The 25798-nt window shown below is 38.6% G+C and carries 22 protein-coding genes; 1 reads left to right on the forward strand and 21 read right to left on the reverse strand.

Annotated features, from left to right (window positions below; all coding sequences use genetic code 11):
* Positions 1 to 3: 3 nt before the first annotated feature.
* The 13 genes from JIV24_RS05430 to nuoE all read right to left on the reverse strand — a co-directional run bounded on the left by JIV24_RS05430 (position 4) and on the right by nuoE (position 11489).
* Positions 4 to 411, reverse strand: a complete 408-nt coding sequence (locus tag JIV24_RS05430) for a (2Fe-2S) ferredoxin domain-containing protein (protein ID WP_200464007.1) — start codon at positions 409 to 411, stop codon at positions 4 to 6.
* Positions 412 to 475: 64 nt separating this feature from the next.
* Positions 476 to 997: an ATP-binding protein gene (locus JIV24_RS05435; RefSeq protein ID WP_200464008.1), complete on the reverse strand. Its 522-nt coding sequence runs from the start codon at positions 995 to 997 to the stop codon at positions 476 to 478.
* Positions 998 to 1020: 23 nt separating this feature from the next.
* Positions 1021 to 1764, reverse strand: coding sequence for a PHP domain-containing protein (locus JIV24_RS05440; protein WP_200464009.1), 744 nt, complete (start codon positions 1762 to 1764; stop codon positions 1021 to 1023).
* An 84-nt stretch (positions 1765 to 1848) separates the two neighbouring features.
* Complete coding sequence (locus JIV24_RS05445; RefSeq protein WP_200464010.1) at positions 1849 to 2187, reverse strand: serine kinase; 339 nt, start codon at positions 2185 to 2187, stop codon at positions 1849 to 1851.
* Positions 2174 to 3553 carry a [Fe-Fe] hydrogenase large subunit C-terminal domain-containing protein gene (locus tag JIV24_RS05450; protein WP_200464011.1) on the reverse strand — a complete coding sequence of 460 codons (1380 nt, stop codon included), beginning with the start codon at positions 3551 to 3553 and terminating at the stop codon, positions 2174 to 2176. Before JIV24_RS05450 ends, JIV24_RS05445 begins: the two co-directional genes overlap by 14 nt.
* Before the next feature lie 12 nt (positions 3554 to 3565).
* Positions 3566 to 3982, reverse strand: a complete 417-nt coding sequence (locus tag JIV24_RS05455) for an ATP-binding protein (protein ID WP_200464012.1) — start codon at positions 3980 to 3982, stop codon at positions 3566 to 3568.
* A 9-nt stretch (positions 3983 to 3991) separates the two neighbouring features.
* The gene (locus JIV24_RS05460) at positions 3992 to 4348 is read right to left on the reverse strand and encodes a DRTGG domain-containing protein (RefSeq protein ID WP_200464013.1); all 357 of its coding nucleotides are present in this window, start codon (positions 4346 to 4348) and stop codon (positions 3992 to 3994) included.
* A 265-nt stretch (positions 4349 to 4613) separates the two neighbouring features.
* Entirely contained in the window at positions 4614 to 5804 is a 1191-nt protein-coding gene (locus JIV24_RS05465) for a SpoIIE family protein phosphatase (protein ID WP_200464014.1), read from the reverse strand.
* Positions 5788 to 7671: a [Fe-Fe] hydrogenase large subunit C-terminal domain-containing protein gene (locus tag JIV24_RS05470; RefSeq protein ID WP_234445715.1), complete on the reverse strand. Its 1884-nt coding sequence runs from the start codon at positions 7669 to 7671 to the stop codon at positions 5788 to 5790. The genes JIV24_RS05465 and JIV24_RS05470 overlap by 17 nt, the downstream gene beginning before the upstream one ends.
* Positions 7652 to 7909 (reverse strand): NAD(P)H-dependent oxidoreductase subunit E, encoded by a 258-nt coding sequence (locus tag JIV24_RS05475; RefSeq protein WP_200464015.1) that lies wholly within the window; start codon positions 7907 to 7909, stop codon positions 7652 to 7654. Before JIV24_RS05475 ends, JIV24_RS05470 begins: the two co-directional genes overlap by 20 nt.
* Before the next feature lie 69 nt (positions 7910 to 7978).
* Positions 7979 to 9769, reverse strand: coding sequence for an NADH-dependent [FeFe] hydrogenase, group A6 (locus JIV24_RS05480; RefSeq protein ID WP_200464016.1), 1791 nt, complete (start codon positions 9767 to 9769; stop codon positions 7979 to 7981).
* Between the two features lie 16 nt (positions 9770 to 9785).
* Complete coding sequence (locus JIV24_RS05485) at positions 9786 to 10964, reverse strand: NADH-ubiquinone oxidoreductase-F iron-sulfur binding region domain-containing protein (protein ID WP_200464017.1); 1179 nt, start codon at positions 10962 to 10964, stop codon at positions 9786 to 9788.
* 45 nt (positions 10965 to 11009) lie between these two features.
* Positions 11010 to 11489 (reverse strand): NADH-quinone oxidoreductase subunit NuoE, encoded by a 480-nt coding sequence (gene nuoE, locus JIV24_RS05490; protein WP_200464018.1) that lies wholly within the window; start codon positions 11487 to 11489, stop codon positions 11010 to 11012.
* A 263-nt stretch (positions 11490 to 11752) separates the two neighbouring features.
* On the opposite strand from nuoE, the gene JIV24_RS05495 reads away from it, so the two are divergent.
* Positions 11753 to 12430 (forward strand): AlbA family DNA-binding domain-containing protein, encoded by a 678-nt coding sequence (locus tag JIV24_RS05495; RefSeq protein ID WP_289048011.1) that lies wholly within the window; start codon positions 11753 to 11755, stop codon positions 12428 to 12430.
* On the opposite strand, the gene JIV24_RS05500 is transcribed toward JIV24_RS05495, so the two are convergent.
* The 8 genes from JIV24_RS05500 to rplA all read right to left on the reverse strand — a co-directional run bounded on the left by JIV24_RS05500 (position 12406) and on the right by rplA (position 25782).
* Complete coding sequence (locus JIV24_RS05500) at positions 12406 to 14226, reverse strand: serine hydrolase domain-containing protein (RefSeq protein ID WP_200464019.1); 1821 nt, start codon at positions 14224 to 14226, stop codon at positions 12406 to 12408. The two genes, JIV24_RS05495 and JIV24_RS05500, sit on opposite strands and share 25 nt — an antisense overlap.
* Before the next feature lie 2 nt (positions 14227 to 14228).
* Complete coding sequence (locus JIV24_RS05505; protein WP_200464020.1) at positions 14229 to 15404, reverse strand: exo-beta-N-acetylmuramidase NamZ family protein; 1176 nt, start codon at positions 15402 to 15404, stop codon at positions 14229 to 14231.
* Between the two features lie 72 nt (positions 15405 to 15476).
* Positions 15477 to 15797 carry a DUF3467 domain-containing protein gene (locus JIV24_RS05510; protein WP_200464021.1) on the reverse strand — a complete coding sequence of 107 codons (321 nt, stop codon included), beginning with the start codon at positions 15795 to 15797 and terminating at the stop codon, positions 15477 to 15479.
* Between the two features lie 68 nt (positions 15798 to 15865).
* On the reverse strand, positions 15866 to 20140 hold the full coding sequence (gene rpoC / locus JIV24_RS05515; RefSeq protein WP_200464022.1) for a DNA-directed RNA polymerase subunit beta': 4275 nt from the start codon (positions 20138 to 20140) through the stop codon (positions 15866 to 15868).
* 80 nt (positions 20141 to 20220) lie between these two features.
* Entirely contained in the window at positions 20221 to 24030 is a 3810-nt protein-coding gene (gene rpoB, locus JIV24_RS05520; protein ID WP_200464023.1) for a DNA-directed RNA polymerase subunit beta, read from the reverse strand.
* A gap of 101 nt (positions 24031 to 24131) precedes the next feature.
* A complete protein-coding gene (rplL, locus tag JIV24_RS05525; RefSeq protein ID WP_200464024.1) occupies positions 24132 to 24506 on the reverse strand; it encodes a 50S ribosomal protein L7/L12 in 375 nt (124 codons plus the stop codon).
* 33 nt (positions 24507 to 24539) lie between these two features.
* Complete coding sequence (gene rplJ / locus JIV24_RS05530; RefSeq protein WP_200464025.1) at positions 24540 to 25058, reverse strand: 50S ribosomal protein L10; 519 nt, start codon at positions 25056 to 25058, stop codon at positions 24540 to 24542.
* Between the two features lie 28 nt (positions 25059 to 25086).
* Complete coding sequence (gene rplA, locus JIV24_RS05535) at positions 25087 to 25782, reverse strand: 50S ribosomal protein L1 (RefSeq protein WP_200464026.1); 696 nt, start codon at positions 25780 to 25782, stop codon at positions 25087 to 25089.
* Positions 25783 to 25798: the final 16 nt, after the last annotated feature.

Consider the following 25798-nt stretch of genomic DNA (forward strand, 5'->3'; position numbering starts at 1 on the left):
AAACTATTCGTTTTTATTCTCTTTTACTGTTTCGTAATTTACCGGGATGATTCCATCCACCAACTCTCCTCTGATAACATACTTTTCAATGATTTCATCGGCCTTTTTATTATCTACATGACCAAAAACCACAGGGTCGTTACCTGGTAGAGTTACTTCAATGGTAGGTTCTGCGTGGCAGTAACCCATACATCCGGTTTGAGTAACTATGGCATCTATTGCCTGACGATCCATTTCTTCAATCATATGGTTCATCACTTCTTTTGCTCCTGAAGCAATACCACAGGTAGCCATCGACACTTTTACCTGAACCATTTTTTCAGGATTGTCGCTCTTCTCACGCAGACTTACTTTAGTCTGCAATTCTTCGCGCATTTTGCGCAAATCAGCCAGAGATTTTACTTTTGACATAGCGATTGGTTATTATTAATTACACATTCCTTTATATAGTCTGGTACCTGAATAAATCAGGCTCTTAATCAAATTCTATCTTTAATTCCTTTAAATTCTCTTCAATCATTTCTTTTAAAAAACTTGTCACTTTTGGTAAGCGTATATCCACATCTCCCATTACCTCTTTCACCTCATTGGTACTTATGGCAAATTCGTCTTCACCTCGCTTAACTTCAAATTGCAGGTTAACTCCATCGTTACCAGTCATCATCATGGCGGCTGTTGAAGCCAAATCACCCATTGGCGGTCGATCGATGTGTAAGCGACCAAACTTGGCAGTTAAGATCGTTCCTTCACCTATCTTCGACTCCAACGTCATTTGACCATCTGTCAGCTCTGCATTTTGAAGAATTAACGGAATACCCATACCAACTTTACGAGTCGTTCGTGATGTGTAGAACGGATCACTTACACTTTTTAGAGTCTCTTCGTCCATTCCTGTTCCATCGTCTTTAACCGAAATAGTCAACCACTGCTCTTCAATAACAATGGAGAGTTCAACATTAGCCGCTTTAGCTCTTACTGAGTTTTGGACGATGTCCATGATATGCATTGATAAATCCTTCATTACCTTAACTCCACAACTTTTCTTCCTTCTTCTTGATGGAATGCCATTTTGAGTTCTCCAAAACTCGCTTCTGCCAATTCAATAACAGAATAGTGCGTGCCAATCTGTTCAGGGAAATGTGCATCTGATGAGCGGATAACGGTATATTGTTTTAACTCGGGATGCTTTACTATTTGTTCTTCAACATCAACCCTTGCACTCATTCCGATAGCATCGGGTGTAATGTCAAAAGGCATAAAACCTAACTGACTATACACACTATAGCTTGGCCGAAAAATATGCGCAGGAATAAACAAACCATTTAACTCCCTCACCTTTTGCTCTATCTCATCGATGGATTGGTTTAAAGCGCTTATCAACAAACGCTCTTCCTGCCCTTGTATCTCCTCATTTTCATTCACCCATACCTGGTGACCAAACTTGTCGGTATCATTTTCAATATTCGGCAAGTGCTCATCCAGGTATTTTTGGAAAGCTTCAAGTTTTTCAAAATTTTCAAAGAACGTTAAACAGTGAACTTCTTCTTTAGTGGTCACTTCAGCACCACATATTACTGTTAATCCTTTTTCTTTTCCAACCCTATATACCTCAGCACATTGTCTGGTACTGTTATGGTCGGTTATTCCTATTATATCTAATCCTCGCTCCAGAGCTGTTTTAACAATCATGCCTGGACTCATCTCTAAACTTCCGCAAGGAGATAAGACGGTATGCATGTGCAAATCGGCTTTAAAGCGTTTCATTTTTTAGTATCAAGTATCAAGATTATTAGTACTAAGATTTAATGACAGCTTGCAAATTGTCTTGTGTCTTACATCTTGAATCTATTATCTCTCGTTTAATAATTTGTACAATTCACCAGATAATTCAAACGCTTCCATCGATGAACTCAAAAGCGGAATACCTTCATCATTGCTCTGGCTTATTGTATTCTCATCAGCTTCTAAATCTTTAACGATAATAACGGCTGCTACTTCTTTTAATGACGCCACGGCCATTACATTGCGGTGTGTTTGAAGGGTTATCCACACTTGTCCTTCATCCACATTGCCCATTACATCGCTTAATAAGTCAGATGTATAACCACCTGTTACTTCATTTTGAAGGCCTTCATCTCCTCCTGTAACTTTAAGATTAAGCTTTTCTATAATGTCAGAAACTTTCATTTTTTGCTCCTTTTTTCTTACAATCTTTTTCTAAACGATCTTTTCCCCATGTCTTTTCTATTATTCGAATCGAATGTTGGGGATCTAATTTCTTAGTTTTTTCCATCATTCGCTGAACGAATACACAATTGGATAAGTGTGATTCTTTACGAACAATATCTTTAGCCAGGCTCTCACAGCTTGGGGCTCCACAAGCTCCACAATCAATCCCTGGTAAATAACACATCATTCGACGAACGCGTTCCATCTTTTTAAGTGCTATTCCCATATCTTCATCTAACACCATCATTGATCGAGGCTCAATGCTTCCCACATCAATATTATCACGAATTAACTGCTTATGACTATCTGAAATATTAAGCACATATTTACCACTCGACGCAATTCTATCGGCTCTGTTTTTTAAACGCTCAACTGTCAAAAATCTGTTTTCGGTTAGTAAAACTCCTCCAGCACAGCTCTCATCACATGCGCGCAGCTCTAAAAAGTCAACATTTATAATTTCATCATTCTCTACTTTTTCAAGAAAAGAGATAACATTATGAATTTCGTCTATCGCTAAGCATCGGCCCGCCATATGACTGGCTTCACCATCAGTCAAGCTCCAGTTTAATCCTTTAGGAGATAAATAAGGAACTGTTTCTTGGCAAACATCAGTAGTTTCTGAGCGGGTTTTTAGCACATGATACACTTTATTGTAAAGAAAGTCCATATTAATAACTCCATCAACATTAGACATTTCATCACCCACAGGGCTCTTTACTGTTGCAATTTTTGAAGCACATGGCGTAACGTAAAACACGCCAATTTCGTCGAAACTTTTGCCTTCCTCTTGTAATAACTCACGATAATAAAGTGCAGTACTATCAATAGGAGGCTTTACTGGTATAATATTGTTAACAAGCCCTGGGAAGCGGACCTGAATTAAACGAACAATGGAAGGACAAAAGGCACTTATCATAGGCTTATCCCTATCAGACTTAAGCCCTTCGAGCATAGATTCATTGATTACATCAACCGTGGCTTCAGCAGGCACTACATGAGTAAAACCTAAGCCTTTTAATACATCAATAATATCACACTCTTTAATATGCTTCGAAAACTGGCCAATAAATACGGATGGCAAAATGGCCACTCGATGTTTGTAGTTAAATATCTTTTCAAAGTCATCTTGCTCAACATAGAAAGCGTCAACCGGACAAGCTTTCATGCACTCACCACAATCAACACACCAGTTTTTTCGGATAGAGGCAACTCCATCACGTATACGAATGGCATCAGTCGGACAAACGTTCATACAATGGGTACATCCATAGCACAAATCTTTATCAACCTTTAATGCATGATAAAACTGTTGATCGCTCATAGCTCTTACTTCTTAACTTGTCAATTTAGTTGTTAGCTCAACTACTGTTCCTTCACCTACTTTACTTGTTATATCAATTATATCAGCATTCCTCTTCATATTAGGCAATCCCATGCCAGCTCCAAATCCCATTTCTCGCACCATAGCTGATGCTGTTGAATACCCCACCTGCATGGCTAAATCGATATCAGGAATCCCTGGCCCTTCATCTACTATTTTAATGTAAATCCGATTCGTATCAATATCGACCAATACATTTCCTTTATAAGCATGAGCCACTACATTTACCTCCCCTTCGTACAAGGCTACCACAATACGCTTTATAATCTTTGGGTCAACATTAAGTTGTTTGAGTACCTTTTTAACGCCACTGGCAGCATTACCTGCCTTCGCAAAATTACCTCCTTCAACTTCGTAGCTAAACTCCATATCTGCAAATCAATAAATTGGGTTAACGCCAGATTCGAACAACACTCCAATGGTTCTAAACATCGAATACTGACACTCAATAAGTACTGTATTGTTTTCGTCAGCAACCTCAATCATTTCAGGAGTTACTTTTTTTCCTCTTACAAAAACAACGCAATTGATATCAGCCATTTCAGCCGTTCTCACCGTTTGCATATTCGTTAAGCCAGTTATTAATACCAACTGTTCTGATTCTAGTGTTAATACATCACTCATTAAGTCACTTGCAAATGCATAGTTAATTTCATTATCAACAAACTGCTCACCGCAAACAACACGAGCATCCAGAAGCTCTGCTATCTTTCTTATTTTAAATGATGACGCCATACTTTTTAGTCTTAGCTGGATTTAATTAGCAAACTATTAAAGAAATATTTCCCGAATACAAGAACAAACTAATACTAATATACCGAGAAAAAAAAGGTCAGATGTTGGTTTTCGGCAATACAGAACAAGTCTAAATTAAAATGCAACAAATCAGCTATTAAGAGAATAAATGACTTTCAATTCGAAAGGCCTATTAGTATTTGAGCGTCAAATTATAACGAAGTTTTAATCCATGATTTAGATCATGTTTACTATCAATTAATGCCTACATATACTCTATAGTGACGTCTTTAAGAAACTTCTCTTCGAGCAAGCGTACAACGCGCTTAACCACAGTACGTCGAATCTCTAACTCAACAGGCAAATTAGGATCTTGATGGGCAACGTTAATACGTGTTCCATTCAGAATATGAATACGATCACTTTCGAAAAGCATTTTGATTATCTGGTCGGCTGGCCCGTTACCTAATCGACTATTAACTGTATAACTTTCGAGAATTCGTGCAACTTTCCCCAGAGTTAAAATCCCTTCAGTTACCAAACTAATTCCTTCCATAAATGAAACAGGCGGCAATTCACTATCTTCTGAATCTAAACCAGCATCAAACTTTAAGGCCAGCTCGCGAGCCACCACCTCAGCCGTGGTACCACCGGCTATTATTTTCCGGCCTTTAAAGCGTTTAACTTTTAGCGAAAATTCAAAATCATTGTGTTCTTCAAATGGCGGCCCGGTTATCAATAACAATTTACGAGGTTCACGATAATATATTACACCACAAGAGGTATCGTCTTTTGGTTTATCACCATCGTGCAACTGAGCCATATTAATGACTTTTTGTGCCAATTTACCCGATGATGCAAAAGGTGTATACTTTACAATTTTCCTGACGTATTCGCCCAAATCTTCACGACTCCAACCAAAGGGAAAAGCACGTGTTCCCATACCCGATTGAACAACACCATCTGACCAAAAGAAGATACGATCTTCAAGCTGTGCCTTAAATTTACAAATCCTAAGCTTTTTACCTTTATTCTGCTCACTTTCCAAAACCAAATCTTCCCACCCAGGATCTAATTCGGTTTGCCCACGCATGATCAAGCACAATGGATTATCATACTCAACAATGGTAGTAGTTCCATCGTCTTCAATATCAATAATAGTAAAAGTACTATAGCTCACCTTTCGTACACTACACACAGGTAAGGTATTCATTATAATTTCAGCCGTTCGGGCAACTTCGCGGTGCTCAATGGTAAAGTTCATGGCCATAGAAGCAGTTAATGTAGCCAAAACATTGGCCTTAACTCCACTACCCATTCCATCAGAGAGAACAGCAATAATCCGTCCCTCCTCCTTAATTCTTTGGGAGAGGAAGACATCGCCGCATATAATTTCACCTACATGATTATTCTGGCGACATTCAACATCTATGAAGAAACTATTTTCCAGTTCCATGTTCTCCTAATTGCTGTGCTTCAATGATACTATTAAGTGTTTTTTCGGTTTTTGAGGCACTTTCACCTAATAAAAATGCAATCTGTTGCACTGTTTCCAGATTCTCTTTAATAACATCCTGAGCTCGCTTAATCACTTCTTCTTTACGCACTTCAGGTGTTACCAAATCACGAATAATACCTCCGACAATTTCATTTCGTTTAATCGTAAAAACAGAAACATTAAATATTGAATCATTATAATCGACATCTCGGTCCAAAACATCCTGCCCCGATTGTAACACAGTAGAAAAAACCTTATGAAATTCGACTAAACTCTTTAATTCTGCACCCTTAAGACCGGGGATTACTTCGGCAATCTCTTTAGCATCATCGCCCAACATTTCAACAAATCGCTGATTGGCTTCAATCACATTTAAATTGCTATCAACAATAACTACACCTGCTCTTAATTTATTAAGCATAGCAGTTGTGGTTTCAGCAGCTTCTTTGGCTAAGCCTTCTTCCTGACGTGCCTTTTCTTCACTCTTAACCAAAGCTTCCTGCGACTTTTTAAATTTTTCGTTAGATGCATTTACCTTATTGACGTATGAGCGCAATTTCTTAATTGAAAAAGTATAACACTGTTCATAATCAGTTAAGCCTTGCAAATGTGCCACTGCAAATTCACTACATGTAGGATAACCACAAGCTCCACAACCTAGCTGATCTTCTCTTTTTGATTTACCCATATCAGCCAAAATCACATCAACCTCAACTTTTGTGGGTACTGGCAAACGCAGATCTTTAGTCCTATAACTACGCGATAAGTCCAAATTTTTGAATTCTTCGATATCCAAACGCCATTGATAGGCATCAATGGCCTTCATTCGCTTATTTACATATTTGATAACTTGTGAACGTCGTGTGAATTTTTTTCCTCCTTGAGACATTCCCGGGCCCTGAATACAGCCCTTGCAATAAAAAAGATCGAGGTGTTGATTAAGTTGATTCTCCGACTTAAATTCCTTAATAGATTGTAAAAAATTAGTACGACCTTCGGTAATGAGTATATCGCCCTCAAGCAGTCCCTGATTAATATCAACCGCCTGAAAAAGACCATGAGAAATGGGAAACAGCCCGCCCTTTCTTCCTAATGGTGGATCAAACTCACTAAACTCTACAGTATTTTCAGTAATCCCTTTTTTTGCAAATAATTCTCTTAATTCTATAAATGTCAGTACTCCATCCACATGCCCATCGGTATGATAAAAGTGCTTTGCCTCATCCTTAGCCGCTGTACAGGCTGTTAAATATACCACTTTCAGATCATCGCTATATCGACTATGCAATACCTTTGACATGGCAATATAAGGCGGAACAATTGGCGCCAGATTATCTACCAACTCAGGCTCCTGTTTCTCAATATAATTAACAACAGGTGGGCACTTCGTTGTGATAAAATGTTTTCCCTGAAAATTATCGACTAAGTCCTTGTATTTATAAGCAATCAAATCAACAGCAAAAGACATTTCAGTAACAATATCGAAACCTACTTCACGAATCATGGCCACAAATTTGCGATAGTCGGCCACATCGGTAAACTCACCTGATATTGCAGGATCACAAATAGCAGCAACACGGCTATTGGTTTTAATCAGCTTTTCGACATTTTCAATTTCACTTCTGTATTCAATTGCATTTTGTGCACACATAGTCACACACTGCCCACAACCAATACACCTATCCGGTAGAATTTGAGCGTGTTTATCGGCTATTTTAATTGCCTTAGCCGGACAAACCCTAACACACGTATAACTGAGGTTGCATTTCTCCTTATTACTTATAATTAACTGCCCCATATTTGCATCAATCCTGTTCAACTTCAAAGTAACTATTCAGTATTTCGTATACATTATCGACAGTTACCTTCGAAAACATTTGCTCATCAATTTGTAACATTGGTCCTTCTTCACACTTCCCCCCACAAAGATCACCATGAAAGAACACCTCTGTAGTTAACTGATGCTCACGTAAAAAACCCTTTACAACTTCCAGCACATCTTTATTTCCTCTTGAAAAACAGGAACTTCCAAGACATATTGTAATCTCATGTTTTGTTTCCATATTTATAAAAACTCGGAATTCAAGTTCAAAATAGTAAAAAGAAACCGACCAAGGCCGGTTCCTGAACAATTAATACCGATTTCTTTCAGTATAATGCGTATGTAAAAGTTGATGTGATACTTCACCGAGTGGTTCTTTTAAAAACTCTTCATAAAGATGAATGACCTCTGGATTTTCGTGTGATTTACGAATTGGCTTAAGCTCATCTTCATTGTAAATAGCCTCACTACGTTTTTTACGAATAGCTGGAGATGTTGGTATTGGCTGCCCTCCTCCTCCAAGGCAACCACCAGGACATGCCATTATTTCAATAAAATGATAATCGGCTTTTCCATCTCTCACTGCTTCCATCACCTGTTTAGCATTTGATAATCCATGTGCAACGCATGTTTTAAGTTCAACTCCTTCAAGAAAATCCCACTCAGGTAGCACATTTTCAATTTTTATAGATACCGCTCTAATATTCTCCATACCGCGAACTGGAAGAATATTTAATCCATCAAAAGGCACTTCGCGCCCAGTTACCACCTCATAAGCGGTGCGCAAAGCTGCTTCCATTACACCTCCTGTTGCACCAAAAATAACAGCGGCACCACTGGATTCACCCATGATACTATCATATTCATCATCGGGCAATGACGCAAAATCAATTCCTGCCTGTTTAATCATCAATGCTAATTCGCGGGTTGTTAAAACGTAATCGACATCTTTAAAACCACTGCTACGCATCTCAGGTCTGTCAGCTTCATATTTTTTAGCTGTACATGGCATAATGGATACACTCACGATATTTTCAGGCTTTACTTCAATCTTTTTGGCATAAAAAGTTTTCACCAAGGCCCCAAACATTTGCTGAGGTGACTTAGCCGTTGAAACATTTGGCAATAATTCAGGAAAAGCATGCTCAATAAACTTCACCCAACCTGGCGAACAAGAGGTAGTCAATGGCAACTTAACACTATCATCTTTTTCTTTTACCACTTTTTTTAGGCGTTGTAATAGTTCATTCCCTTCTTCGATAATGGTTAAATCGGCTGTAAAGTCAGTATCTAAAACTGAATTAAAACCTAATCGGCGAAGAGCAGACACCATTTTACCTGTGACAATTTCACCAGGCGGCATTCCTAAAGCTTCTCCTAAGGCTATACGAACTGCCGGTGCTGTTTGAACAACTGTATGTTTCGTATCAGAGTTCAATGCTGACCAAACTTCATCGAGGTATGTTTTTTCGGTTAATGCACCAGTTGGGCAACGATTAACACACTGACCACAATTGGTACAAACTACTTCAAACATCGGCTTATCAAAGAAAGAGGAAACTTTCATGTGCTCGCCTTTATGTGCAACTGTTAGCGCACTAATACTCTGCAACTGATCACAGGTTCGAACGCAGCGCTGGCAACGAATGCATTTACTATCATCTTTTATGATGGATGGCGAAAAGTTGTCAATCGTATATCCTTTATGAGCCACTAAATCAATAAAACCATTTTCTCCAACGATGTATTCCGATGATAGCTCCTGTAACTCACATTTACCGTTTTTATAACAACGGGTACAATCAGCTCGATGCTCACTTACCAACAACTCTACTATCTGTTTACGGGCATTTCGCACTTTCATACTATTGGTATTAATTTCCATGCCTTCATTTACAGGCATGGCACAAGCCGGTAACAACCGGTCGCTTCCAACTTGCTCTACCACGCACACCCTACAGTTTCCGGCAACACATAAATCTTCATGATAACATAGGGTAGGAATGCGAATATTAACCTTTTTTGCTGCTTCCAAAATGGTGGCACCACTTTTAATACTTACTGCTATATTGTCTATTTTGAGATTAATCTTGTCTGACATAATCAAGGTTTTAAGGTTAGTAAATCATTTCTTCTTTGAAATTCTCAACTATGGAAGAAAAGGAATTAGCAACCGATTGGCCTAATCCACATTTGGCAGTTACACGCATGGCTTCAGCCAAATCGAGCAATTTATTCAGATAGGATGAGGGTTGCTCACCTTTCTTAACAGCCTGAATACCGAGCAGAAGCTGCTGAGTACCTACGCGGCAGGGCGTGCACTGACCACATGATTCCTCAACAAAAAAGTCAAGATAATTATGTAATACATTGTACATCGATCGTGATGAATTAAAAATCATCATAGAACCTCCTGTGGGTAAGGAAGTACCGCGGAGCTTGCCCTGATAACCAATAACCGTTTTGTTAAAGCGCTTTCGGGGCACACAAAAACCAGAAGCACCACCAACCTGAACAGCCTTTGAATCACCATCACCAAAGTCGTCGACAAACTTCTGTAAAGACATTCCAAACTCCAACTCATAAATACCAGGTGCAGGAGTGTCACCCGATACGGAAAACACTTTTGAACCGCGTGAATCTTGAATTCCCAGATCCTTAAATTTATCGGCACCATATTTTAATATTGAATAGGTATGCGCGAGTGTTTCTACATTATTAATGACAGTAGGTTTATTTTTATATCCTGAATCGGTTGGAAATGGCGGCTTGTTACGAGGTTCGCCTCGTTTACCTTCCATACTTTCAAATAAAGCACTCTCTTCACCGCATATATATGCACCACTCCCCATAAAAATTTCAACCCGGAAATCCAGATTTAAACTATCGAATAAGTCATGAAACTCGTCGATAACCCTCAATAACTGCGGTTTGAGAAAATTGTATTCACTTCGCAAGTATATGTATCCTTTTTTAGCACCGATTATTTTGGCACATACAGCCATACCTGACAGTACTTTGTGGGGTACACTTGATAGAATTTCACGATCCTTAAAAGTACCTGGTTCACCTTCATCTGCATTACAAATTACAAATTTCTCGTCGGACTGAGTTTCAGCAGCCAGCTTCCACTTCAAACCAGTAGGAAAACCAGCTCCTCCTCGCCCTTTTAAGCCCGAGCTAATTAAATCATTAATAACATCATCGTCTGTTCTGCCAAAAGTTTTCTTTAATATAGCTTCAGAATCATGTTCATTTTTAAATATAAGATCTAGTCTTTGTAAGTTCTTTTTCATGATGTTGCGTGTTTTATGAAACAATTAAATATTAAACACATAGCGCTAATTAGCACTAATTTCCTGATGTTTATATTTCATAATAATCTCACGCACTTTTTCTGGCGTTAGTTCGGTATAAGGCTCATCGTTAATAAGCATGGCAGGTCCTTTATGGCATTGCCCCAGGCAGTTTGTTTCAAGCAGTGTAAACTTACCATCATGAGTAGTTTCTCCTAAGTTGATTTTAAGAACACTTTCAAGTTCCTTAATCACTTGATTTTTACCATGCATCATGCAAGTGATTGTTTTGCAAACTCGGATCACATACTTACCCAATGGTTTGGTATGTAGGAAAGAATAGAAGGTTGCAGTTCCGTATACTTGAGCAGCTGATATATTCAGCTCGCGTGCTACTTCAACCATAGCATCCTCTGAAATGTGTTGCTCCTGGTGTACGATTCCTTGAAGAATAGGTAAAAGGCTCTCCATTGTCCGGCCATGCTGGTCAGCCAATCCTTTTACCAGTTGTTTAACTTCAGCCATAATTGTTGATTTAAGGGTAATTACTAAACTTGGTATAAAGAATTATTTCTTTAAAAGTTAAGTTTTTTTAACATCTAAATCCATGACAAAACTCATTAATAAAGAAATGAATACTTATTAATACTCATTCTTAATAATTTACTATCAAGCAATTGAAGGCTATTTAAGCAATTCCGCTACTTTATTGTAAAAAATCTGTAATTGAACCATTTCGTTTTATTTATCCTATCATTTTTCTGATCTTTGCAAAAAAATAAACAACAGTGAATCAAAAAGAACTACAGCAAATGATTCTTGAAGGTGAACATCAAACTCAAGATTTCAAATTTGCAATAACCGATACTAAGAAAATTGCACGTTCTATTGCTGCATTTGCCAATACTGATGGTGGGCGCTTGCTTATTGGCGTTAAAGACAATGGTAAAATTGCAGGTGTAGAATCAGATGAAGAGTATTACATGATTGAATCTGCAGCCAATCGTCACTGTCGCCCTTCGGTGGGTTTTAAAACAAAAAAGTGGGAAGCTGATGGTAAAACGGTACTTGAAATCATTATTGAAAGAAGTAAGAATCGACCACACACAGCGCCCGATAAAGATACCAAACCTACTGTCTATGTGAGAGTTAAAGACCAGAATTTAGTGGCAAATCGTATCTTAACTGAAGTATGGAAGCGAGAAAAACAACCGAGTGGCTCCTTACTAAAAATCAAATATGCTGAAAGTAAATTATTGACCTATCTTGGCATACATGGTTATATTACTTTTTCGAAGTTTTGTGGCATGGCCAATATTAGCCCACGTAAAGCCGAGAAAATATTAATCAACCTGATTCATATGAAAGTTATTGAGATGGATATCACTGAAACTCAAATCTTTTACAAAATGAACAGTAAACCTGAGTATCCTGAGCCAAATCAAGAGCTGCCTGAAGATTGGTAGTCATCACGCTCTTTAATAGCGTCATAGAAAATCTGCTGGATGCTTGGCCGAACATTCATCTGGTAGATTAGTCGATTATCTCTTCTTGGATATACCCTGTTAGAAAGGAAGATATAAACAAGATCATATTCAGGATCAACCCACACAAACGTGCCGGTAAAGCCACTATGGCCAAAACTCGATGAACTAACAGCAGGCGCAGGATAGCTATCTTTTATTGAAAGTGTATCATTTCCAAATAGTGGCTTATCAAACCCTGCACCTCGACGGTTTTCATTATCGGGATATTGAACTTTTGTAAATTCATCAAGTGTGTTGACTGAAATATAACGCTTGCCGGCATACTCCCCCTTTTGCAAGTACATTTGCATCAGCTTAGCTAAATCATCGGCACTACTAAACAAGCCAGCATTGCCTGATATGCCACCCATAACGGCAGCCGCTTCATCGTGCACAAGACCTCTAATTTGCTTATTTCTAAAGTGAACATCATATTCAGTAGGAACAATTCGACTGGTTTCTAATTTACCAAGCGGATTATAACATAATGATGATGCACCAAGTGGCTTAAAAAAGTCCTGATACAAGTGCTGCTCAAAATCTTCATGAAATAATTCACTTAACAGCTCTGGATAAATCATATATGACAAACCACTGTATTTATACTTTGCATCGTCTAACAATGGCGATTTTCGAATCAGTTTATAAACTTCCTTTTTAAAAGAAGCAGATAAGTACAAATTGTGATCAATTTTTAAACTATATTTTTCTGATGAGTTAATATGAAAATACTTAGAGTTTAGTTCGTCATTCTTTTTTAAAAGCGGATAATAATTAATGTAAGGTGTTAAGCGAGCCTGGTGTGCCAACACTTGTCGCAAACTCATACCGTCTTTATTTGATCGATGAAACAAACGACGATCCCAATCTGGCCAATAAATATGAAAAGGCTTATCCAATTCCATTAATCCTTCATCGCATGCCTTCATTATAAGTGGTAAAGGTCCAGAAATCTTTGTCACCGATGCCAAATCATACACATCATGCTGTCTGACAAGCTTTCGTTTGTGATAGGTATGATATCCATATGCTTCATTAAAAATAACTGTACCTTTTATGGCCACCAATACTCGACATCCAGGAAAAGCACCGGCTAGAATAGCTTGATGCACTACTGAATCAACCTTCATTTTCAGATCTGCATCATTAAGCCCTATCGTCCTGGCCGGAAGGTAATTTAAGCGATTAGACTTATCGAAATACAGTTCATTATTCTGACGCTGAATGGCATTAAAAAGAAATTGAACAGACAAATCTCTGGCAATACTAGAATTCTTCTTGCAATGCAAAACATTCTCTGCTGCATCAATTGCCTGCATTAATTCTTTATTGATTGAATCAGTATAAACAAGCAAGGATATCTTTATTTCACTTTCATAATCATCAACACTAAAACCCGACATACTATCAAGGACGATAACTAGATGTTCTATAGAATCCTTCTCTATGAGTTCTGGATATCTTTGATCCTTGGAATTATATATGGGGGCATTAATATATCGGTAAACAAGACGTTCCCATTCCCGAAAATCACTAGGCACAAGAAAACCTACCTTTTCACTTTCCAAATCTGTAATTGGAAAATTATTACCAGACTGTTTTATAATTTCGATTTGGGAGATAGTCTGATTTAAACTATCCGTTGAAATTGATGAATCGATGTAAGACGATTGAGCCTGTACATTTAAGTTGCCATACACAACTACAACAAGCGCAAAGATGATATGCTTTATCATGCTTAGGGGTATAAAAGGTATCGCTTTCGTAATATGTTATAGGCCGCTAGTTCATCAGACCAACTATTTTTGATGGCTTCTTCAGTCCATCCATCTTTAATCTTCGATAGTAAGCTACTATTACCAGCCAGTAAATTAAACCAACGGACATTAGTGACTAGTTCATCATCATGAAATAGCCGATTAAATTGTAAAAAGTAATTCATGGAGAATCGATGATTCAATGGTTCTTCACGTAAATCTATACCGTAGCATATTTTATCCTGTTGCGGCGGATGCTTCGACATACCATCTATGCTTTGGGGTGTAAAAGAGAATTCACCAAAAGTAGAATCAGGATATCCAATTATTTGAAATGGCATGTAGGTACCACGACCGACACTCACATTAGTCGCCTCAAAAAAACAAAGAGACGGATATAACCGGATGGATAAATCATTGGGTAAATTAGGAGAAGGTTTTACAGGCAAAGCATATACTAAATCATGCCTATAATTCTCCATTTGGATTGTCAGTAAATCGCATTTAACAGAGTCATTCAGCCATCCTTCCTCATTAATCATGGAAGCCAGTTCAGCAACTGTTAAGCCGTGCACTACAGGTATGGGGTGCATACCCACAAAAGAGCTAAATTCCTTCTCTAAAACTGGTCCATCGAAATAATCTCCATTGGGATTAGGACGATCTAATACCAGCATCTTGATATTATTTTCAGCACAAGCCTCCATCATATAGTGCATGGAGGAGATATAGGTATAAAAACGTACACCAACATCCTGTATATCAAAAATGACGACATCTACATCTGTCAACTGTTCATTGGAAGGCTTCTTATTCTTGCCATAAAGAGAAATAACGGGCAAGCCAGTTTTTGAATCAACATTGTTTTTCACGTGTTCCCCGGCATCAGCTTTACCTCGGAAGCCATGCTCAGGGGCAAATATCTTTGTCACTTTTACTTCACGAGACAAAAGTGTATCAAGAATATGAGTTTCTCCAACCAAAGATGTATGATTGACCAAAAGGCCCACTTTCTTATCTTTTAACAGAGGTAAATATTCTTCCATGCGTTCACATCCCAGTCTTAATGGTTGGTTATCGTCAGATACTTTTGATTGGCATGAAGAACAAAAAATTATCAATCCATATAGCAAAAGAGTAAGCCTGGGAGTATACATGAGTAACATTTTTAGTAAAAATAAAAAAAACAAGACAATACAGCCTTGTTTCTTTTGATTTTTACAATATCACTATGCTTGACCAGCCGGGCCAAAATTCATTGGCATCGTAGGCCCCTGACCATTATTGTCAGTGTTTTTAATTGGACCATGCAATGACTCGTAGCGATTTATGTTATCTTTTAACGCATTCATCAGGCGTTTTGCGTGTTCTGGTGTAATAATTACGCGTGATTTAACTTGTGCTTTTGGAACACCTGGCATAATACGTACAAAGTCTAATACAAACTCAGCGGGAGAATGTGTTATAATTGCGAGGTTTGAATAAGTCCCTTGCGAAACTTCTTCGTTTAATTCAATATTTAACTGATTTTGGTTTTTCTTTTCTTCCATAGTTGTATTTTTTAAAAAAGGGGAAGACACAATTGTGCTTCCCCTCTTCCTATATCTCAATAAATTAATTACTCAACATCTTCGCTGGCGGCTTTCTTACTTACCAGGCTATCGTACTCTTCTTTAGAGCCAACAACAACCTTTGTGAAGTTACGCACACCAGTACCTGCAGGAATTAAGTGACCACAAATCACATTTTCCTTTAGGCCATCAAGCTTATCAACTTTTCCTTGAATAGCTGCTTCGTTAAGAACTTTTGTCGTTTCCTGGAAGGACGCTGCAGACATAAAGCTCTTCGTTTGAAGCGCTGCACGTGTAATACCTTGTAGTACCTGTCCCGATGTTGCTGGAATAGCTTCACGAGCGGTTACTAACTGAAGGTCACGACGCTTTAACTGCGAGTTTTCATCACGTAATCGGCGAGCTGTTACAATCATACCAGCCTTTAATGTTTGTGAATCACCAGCCTCTTCAACAACTTTTTTGCCCCAGATTTCGTCATTTTCAGTCATGAATTCAATCTTATCGACAATCTGTTTTTCAAGGAACTTCGTATCACCCGGATCAGCGATATCAACTTTACGCATCATCTGACGAACAATAATTTCGAAGTGCTTATCGTTAATTTTCACACCTTGTAAGCGATATACATCCTGTACTTCGTTTACAATGTACTCCTGAACAGCTGTTGGACCTTTGATACTTAAGATATCATTAGGTGTTGTAGCTCCATCAGAAAGTGGTGTGCCAGCACGAACATAATCGTTCTCCTGAACAAGAATCTGCTTCGATAACGAAACTAAATACTTCTTCACATCGCCAGCTTTAGTCGTAACGATAATTTCGCGATTACCACGCTTAATCTTACCGAAAGTTACCTCACCATCAACCTCAGAAACCACTGCTGGGTTACTTGGGTTACGCGCTTCAAATAACTCCGTTACACGTGGAAGACCACCGGTGATATCACCTGCTTTACCAACCGCGCGAGGAATCTTAGCAAGTATCTGACCTTGATCAACGGCATCGCCCTCTTCAACTGCCATGTGTGCACCTACCGGTAAGTTGTAGTTTTTCAACACTTCACCATCAGCACTTACCACACGTAAGGCAGCATTCTTCGTTTTGTCACGCGTTTCAGTAATTACTTTCTCACGGAAACCAGTTTGCTCATCAGATTCCTCCTTATAAGTGATGCCGTCAATCATATTTTCGAAAGCAATCTTACCTTTTTTCTCAGAGATAATCAGAGCATTATATGGATCCCATTCACAAATCACATCATCCTTCTTAATCTCGGCACCGTTCTTAATGAATAGTTTAGCACCGTAAGGAATTGGGTGAGTTGTAAGAGCAATATTTGTGTTTTTATCGATGATACGTAATTCAGCCAAACGACCAATTACTACATCAACTTCGTCTCCTTCTTCAGTCTTAGATGGTACTGTACGTAATTCTTCAATTTCAACAACCCCATCATATTTGGCGTGAATCTTATTCTCAGAAGTGATGTTACCCGCCGTACCCCCTACGTGGAAGGTACGAAGTGTTAACTGTGTTCCCGGCTCACCAATTGACTGAGCAGCAATAACACCAACAGATTCACCAAGCTGTACCATACGTCCGGTAGCAAGGTTTCGTCCGTAACACTTAGCACAAACACCTTTCTTCGACTCACAAGTCAGTACTGAACGAATTTCTACACGTTCAAGCGGTGATTCGTCAACAATTTTTGCTTCTGATTCACCAAACTCCTGACCTGCTTTAAGAATTAAATCACCAGTATTTGGGTGATAAATATCGTGAACTGATACTCGACCAAGAATACGCTCGTATAAAGAAGCAACGATTTCTTCGTTATTCTTAATATCCGTAGCTGTTAGTCCTCTTAAAGTACCACAATCATCCTCAAGAATTACTACATCCTGCGAAACATCAACCAAACGACGTGTTAAGTATCCTGCATCGGCAGTTTTAAGAGCCGTATCGGCAAGACCTTTACGAGCACCGTGAGTAGAAATAAAGTACTCAAGTACTGACAGCCCCTCTTTAAAGTTCGAAAGAATAGGGTTTTCAATAATCTGACCACCTTCAGCACCAGCTTTCTGTGGCTTGGCCATCAGACCCCTCATTCCTGATAACTGACGAATCTGCTCCTTAGAACCCCTCGCACCAGAATCAAGCATCATATAAACTGAGTTAAACCCTTGATTATCGGTACTAATCTGGTTCATTAACGTTTGTGTTAAACGCGCGTTAACATGCGTCCAAATGTCGATAATCTGATTGTAACGTTCGTTGTTGGTGATGAAACCCATATTATAGTTATTCATCACTTCCTCAGCCTCATCATATCCTTCCTGAACTAAAGTTTCTTTTTCAGCAGGGATAATAACATCACCAAGGTTAAACGACAAACCACCTTCGAAGGCCATACGATAACCTAAGTTCTTAATATCATCAAGGAAGTTAGCTGTACGCGGCGTACCACAAACTTTGTGAACATCACCAATAATATCACGCAACGCTTTCTTAGTTAAGATAGCATTGATATATCCTGCTTCATTTGGTACGAACTCATTGAAAAGAATACGACCTACAGTTGTTTCAATAACTTTAGTTACAATCTCACCATTCTCATCAGTATCTAAAGTTTTCACTTTAACGATGGCATGCAAGTCAACACGCTTCTCATTAAATGCAATCTTAGTTTCTTCAGGAGAATAGAACATCAAACCTTCACCTTTTGCACCTTCACGAGCTTTGGTCATGTAGTACAGACCCAAAACCATATCCTGTGATGGTACTGTAATAGGAGCACCATTAGCAGGGTTTAATATATTCTGAGATGCTAACATTAACATTTGAGCTTCCAAAATAGCTGCGTTACCTAGTGGTAAGTGCACCGCCATCTGGTCACCATCAAAGTCGGCGTTAAATGCCGCACATGCTAATGGGTGTAACTGAATTGCTTTACCTTCAATTAACTTTGGTTGGAATGATTGAATACCTAAACGGTGAAGTGTTGGGGCACGGTTTAACAGAACCGGGTGACCTTTTAACACATTTTCAAGAATATCCCAAACAACCGGGTCTTTACGGTCTACAATTTTCTTAGCAGACTTCACCGTTTTAACCACTCCTCGCTCAATAAGCTTACGGATAACAAACGGTTTATATAATTCTGCGGCCATATCCTTAGGAATACCGCACTCATGCATATTTAACTCAGGACCTACAACAATTACAGAACGTGCCGAATAGTCAACACGCTTACCTAGTAGGTTCTGACGAAAACGTCCCTGCTTACCTTTTAAACTATCACTTAACGATTTTAACGGACGGTTTGAATCTGTTTTAACAGCGTTTGACTTACGAGAGTTGTCGAACAATGAATCAACAGATTCCTGAAGCATACGTTTTTCATTACGTAAGATTACTTCAGGTGCCTTAATTTCGATTAATCGCTTCAAACGGTTATTACGAATAATAACTCGACGATATAAATCATTAAGGTCAGACGTTGCAAAACGACCACCATCCAATGGTACAAGCGGACGTAATTCTGGTGGAATTACAGGAACCACTTTTACAATCATCCACTCAGGACGATTGATACCTTGTGAATCACGGAAAGACTCAACAACATTCAAACGCTTTAAAGCTTCATTCTTACGCTGCTGTGACGTTTCAGTATTTGCTTTGTGACGTAAATCGTATGACAACGAATCTAAATCGATACGTCCAAGCAACATATGAAGTGCATCGGCACCCATCTTAGCAATGAACTTATTAGGATCGTCATCATCTAAATGCTGGTTTTCTTTAGGAAGAGTTTCAAGAATATCAAGATATTCCTCTTCTGTTAAGAAATCCATTTTATTGATTCCATCATCAGCTTTGATACCAGCGTTAATTACAACATAACGTTCGTAATAAATAATAGTATCTAACTTTTTAGTTGGCAAGCCTAATAAGTAACCAATTTTGTTTGGTAACGACTTAAAGTACCAAATATGTGCTACAGGAACCACCAATGAGATGTGTCCCATACGCTCACGACGTACTTTCTTTTCAGTTACCTCTACCCCACATCGATCACATACGATACCACGGTAGCGAATTCGTTTATATTTACCACAGTGACATTCATAATCCTTAACAGGACCGAAAATTCTTTCACAGAATAAGCCGTCGCGCTCAGGTTTATATGTACGGTAATTTATTGTTTCTGGCTTCAACACCTCACCACTTGACATCTCCAAAATTTCTTCGGGCGATGCTAAGCCAATTGTGATTTTATTGAAGCTACTCTTTTGTTTCTGATCTCTTCTAAATGCCATATAGCGTAGAGTATTATTTAAATTATATAATATGGATATCTAGAGAGAAGCGATGAACACTTCCCTCTTCGATCAGACTATTATTCTAGGTTCACACTTAGTCCAAGACCTCTCATCTCATGAAGTAATACGTTCAATGATTCTGGAATACCAGGCTGTGGTAATCCGTCACCCTTTACGATAGATTCATAAGCTTTCGCACGACCAATTACATCATCCGATTTAACAGTTAAGATTTCCTGAAGGATATTAGCTGCACCAAAGGCCTCTAATGCCCAAACTTCCATCTCACCAAATCGCTGACCACCAAACTGTGCTTTACCACCTAATGGCTGCTGTGTAATTAATGAGTAAGGACCAATCGAACGAGCGTGCATCTTATCCTCAACCATGTGGCCAAGTTTAAGCATATAAATTACACCCACTGTAGCTGGCTGGTGGAATCGCTCACCTGTACCACCGTCGTACAAATATGTACGTCCGTAACGTGGTACCCCTGCCTTGTCAGTCCATTCATTCATGTCGTCCATCTTAGCACCATCGAAAATAGGCGTCGCAAACTTAACTCCTAAGTTCAGACCAGCCCAACCAAGTACAGTTTCATAAATCTGTCCAAGGTTCATCCTTGATGGTACACCAAGTGGGTTCAATACGATATCTACAGGCGTTCCATCTTCAAGGAAAGGCATATCTTCAGCCCTTACAATTCGAGATACAATACCTTTATTACCGTGTCGACCTGCCATTTTATCACCTACTGTAATCTTACGTTTCTTGGCAATATAAACTTTAGCAAGCTGTACAATACCAGCAGGAAGTTCATCACCAATAGTCACATTGTACTTTTGGCGCTTTTCTTTAGCTTCCAACTCTTTGTATTTCATCCTATAGTTATGAATAACCTTAGCGATAAGTTCATTCTTTTCACTATCAGTTGTCCATTTATTAGGATTCACATTAATATAATCGATATCATTCAGAATCTTCTGAGTGAATTTGGTGCCTTTTGAAACAACATCTACATCATAGTAATCTTTAACACCTTGCGATGTTTTACCGTTTACCTGAGTAAATAACTTGTCAATCAATCGACCTTTTAATTCTTCAGTTCCTCTTATGAAATCCTCGTCAATCTTTGCAATCTGGCTCTTCTCTGAAGTTCTAGACTTACGATCTTTAACAATACGAGAGAATAACTTTTTATCGATTACAACACCTTTCAATGATGGCGAAGCTTTAAGAGATGCATCTTTAACATCACCTGCTTTTTCACCAAAGATGGCACGAAGTAGCTTTTCCTCTGGTGTAGGATCACTTTCACCTTTTGGAGTTATCTTACCAATTAAGATATCACCAGGTGTTACGTGGGCACCAATTCGAATTAAACCATTCTCATCCAAATCTTTGGTCGCTTCCTCACTTACGTTAGGAATATCTGATGTTAATTCCTCAAGACCACGTTTTGTATCACGTACTTCCAAAGAGTACTCATCGATATGCACCGAAGTAAATACGTCATCGCGTACAACTTTTTCAGAGATAACAATCGCATCCTCAAAGTTATACCCTTTCCATGGCATAAAGGCCACTTTCAGGTTACGTCCTAAACCAAGTTCACCCTTTTGAGTCGAATAACCTTCTGTTAAGATCATTCCCTCAGTAACACGTTGTCCTTTATTAACTAAAGGCTTAACATCAATACAAGTATTTTGGTTAGTTTTTTGATACTTAACAATCGGGTAACGCTTTGTTTCACCTTCGAAACTTACAAAACGATCATTGTCTGTTAAATCATAGCGGATTACAATTTCATCAGCATCAACATATTCAACTACACCATCACCTTCGGCTACAATATGCGTACGCGAATCCTGAATCAATTTTCCTTCCAGACCAGTACCAACAATTGGCGATTCAGGACGCAACAAAGGTACGGCCTGACGCATCATGTTAGATCCCATCAAAGCACGGTTGGCATCATCATGCTCTAAGAAAGGAATTAAGGATGCTGCAACTGATGCAATCTGGTTAGGAGCCACATCCATCATGTGCACTTCACCAGGCTCAACAACCGGGAAGTCACCTTCTTCACGTGCTTTAACACGATCATTCTTGAAGTAACCATCCTCTTTAAGCGGTGCATTAGCCTGTGCAATAATCTTAGACTCTTCCTCTTCTGCAGTCAAATAAGAAACACCTTCATTAGACATTTCTACTTGTCCCTCAGTTACCTTACGGTAAGGAGTTTCAATAAATCCTAGATCATTAATTTTAGCATATACACACAGTGAAGAAATCAAACCAATGTTTGGTCCTTCAGGTGTTTCAATCGGACAAAGACGTCCATAATGCGTATAATGTACATCTCGCACCTCAAAACCTGCTCTTTCACGAGAAAGACCACCAGGTCCTAATGCGGACATACGTCTCTTATGGGTAATCTCAGCAAGTGGGTTCGTTTGATCCATAAACTGAGATAAAGCATTTGTTCCAAAGAAACTATTAATTACAGAAGATAATGTCTTACTGTTAATCAGGTCTATTGGAGTAAATACTTCGTTGTCACGTACATTCATACGTTCACGAATGGTACGAGCCATACGCGCTAAACCAACACCAAATTGATTAGCCATTTGTTCACCAACGGTTCTAACGCGACGGTTACTTAAGTGGTCAATATCATCAACGTCCGTTTTTGAGTTGATTAATTGGATAAGGTGCTTGATGATCGCGATAATATCTTCACGGGTCAAAACCTTGTTTTCCCAATCGGTGCTTAAGTTTAATTTTTTGTTCAATCGGTAACGACCAACTTCTCCTAAATCATAACGTTTATCAGAGAAGAATAATTTGTCGATTACATCACGTGCTGTTGCCTCATCTGGTGGCTCAGCATTACGCAACTGTCGATAGATATGAACTACTGCTTCTTTTTCTGAGTTACAAGGGTCCTTCTGCAGCGTATTATAAATAATAGCGAAATCAGATAGGTTTTGATTCTCTTTGTGAAGAAGTATTGTTTTTGTACCGGAGTCAATAATTTCCTCAACATGTTCATCCGTGATAATTGTTTCACGATCGATGATTACTTCGTTACGTTCGATAGATACAACTTCACCTGTATCTTCGTCTACGAAATCCTCAATCCAACTCTTAAGAACACGAGCTGCCAACTTACGTCCGACAACTTTTTTAAGACTTGCTTTATTAACTTTAATTTCGTCAGCCAAATCGAAGATCGCCAAAATATCTTTATCTCCTTCGTAACCAATGGCTCTTAACAATGTAGTAACCGGAAGCTTTTTCTTACGGTCGATGTAGGCGTACATCACACTGTTTATATCGGTAGCAAACTCAATCCATGACCCTTTGAAAGGGATTATACGTGCAGAGTATAATTTAGTACCATTCGCGTGAACACTTTGTCCAAAGAATACACCAGGCGAACGGTGCAACTGACTAACAACAACACGCTCAGCTCCATTAATAATGAAACTACCCTTATCGGTCATATAAGGGATCGTACCTAAGTATACGTCTTGAACTACTGTATCAAAATCCTCATGTTCAGGATCGGTACAGTACAATTTCAACTTAGCTTTTAGAGGCACACTGTATGTTAAACCTCTTTCAATGCACTCTGGAATGGTGTAACGGGCTGGATCAATCGAGAAATCAAGAAATTCTAACACAAAGTTATTTCTTGTATCCGTAATAGGGAAGTTCTCGTTGAAAACCTGATACAACCCCTCCAATGTCCGCTCTTCGGGAGTGGTTCCCATTTGAAAAAATTCGCGGAAAGATTTTAATTGGACCTCCAGTAAATCAGGGTAATTTAACCTGTTCTGGATGGATGCAAAACTAATCCTTTCTGTAGTATTTGGAGTCATCTATCAACTTATTTATTGAACCTAAAATATAAAAGCACAAAAAGGTTTAGGAGTCAGCTCGCGCTGATTCCTAAACCGGAAATCCTTATATAGGATTAAAATTACTTAAGTTCAACTTCTGCTCCCGCTTCTTCTAATTGAGATTTTAATGCTTCAGCTTCTTCTTTAGTAACCTTCTCCTTCAATGCTGTTGGAGCTTTGTCAACTAATTCTTTAGCTTCTTTAAGACCAACGCCAGTCATTTCTTTTACTAACTTAACGATAGCTAACTTAGAACCACCAGCAGAGTTTAATACTACATCAAACTCAGTCTGCTCAGCAGCAGCAGCTTCGCCACCAGCAGCAGGACCTGCAACAGCTACAGCCGCAGCAGCAGGTTCGATACCATATTCTTCTTTTAATACTTCAGCAAGTTCGTTAACTTCTTTAACAGTTAAATTTACTAACTCTTCTGCAAGCTTTTTGATATCAGCCATTTTCTTATTTATTAAATATTGTTTGTACTTTTATTATTCTTTTTCTGCTAAGGTTTGTAATAAACCATGTATTGTTGAACCTCCAGATGAAAGCGCAGAAACAACATTCTTCATTGGAGATTGTAATAATCCGATAACATCGCCAAGTAACTCTTCCTTAGACTTGATATTGCATAATGCTTCAAGTTGATCAGCACCTACGTATACAGATTCTTCAACGTATGCACCTTTAAGAGTTGGCTTCTCGTTATTCTTAGAGAATTCCTTGATTAATTTAGCAGGAACGTTACCAGTGTTAGAGAACATGATAGCTGTTGTTCCTTTTAAAGTAGGATATATCTCTTCGTATTTGCCTTCCAACTGCTCCAAAGCTTTTTTGAAAATGGTATTTTTTACCATAATCATTTTCACTTCTTTTCCGAAGCACTCGCGGCGTAGATTACTACTTAATTCTGCATTCAACCCGCCTGCTTCAGTCACATAAAAATGACTGTATTCATTCAGGTTTACTAGTAATTCGTCGACTAAGGTATTTTTATCTTCTTTTCTCATGATTCCTTCTTTCTTTTAAGATTAAAAATTAAGCATCAACCGATTTATTATCGATGCGAATTCCAGGACTCATGGTACTAGATAAGCTAATACTCTTTACGTAAGTTCCTTTAGCAGATGAAGGCTTAAGCTTCATAATTGTGCTCATAAATTCTCTTACGTTGTCAACAATTTTATCTTCAGTAAATGAAACTTTACCGATTGAGGTATGTACAATACCATAACGATCAACTTTAAAGTCAATCTTACCAGCTTTAACTTCGTTAACAGCTTTAGCGATATCCATGGTTACAGTACCACTCTTTGGGTTTGGCATTAGACCACGAGGACCTAATATTCGCCCTAAAGCACCTACTTTAGCCATTACGCTAGGCATTGTAATGATCACGTCTACATCAGTCCAACCACCTTTGATTTTCTCAATGTATTCGTCTAATCCAACAAAATCAGCACCTGCAGCCTTTGCTTCTTCTTCCTTGTCTGGTGTACACATTACAAGAACGCGTGTCACCTTACCAGTTCCGTGAGGCAAAGTTACAACTCCTCTGACCATTTGATTTGCTTTACGAGGATCAACTCCTAAACGCACATCAACGTCAACTGAGGCATCAAATTTGGTAGTGGTTATTTCCTTTACCAATTTTGCTGCTTCATCAAGAGTGTAATGCTTTGAGGCATCCAATTTCTCTAACGCTAACTTTTTATTTTTTGTTAGTTTTGTCATTTTCGCAAAAAGGTCT

The organism is Carboxylicivirga marina, assembly GCF_016612505.1.
Classification (GTDB): Bacteria; Bacteroidota; Bacteroidia; order Bacteroidales; family Marinilabiliaceae; genus Carboxylicivirga; species Carboxylicivirga marina.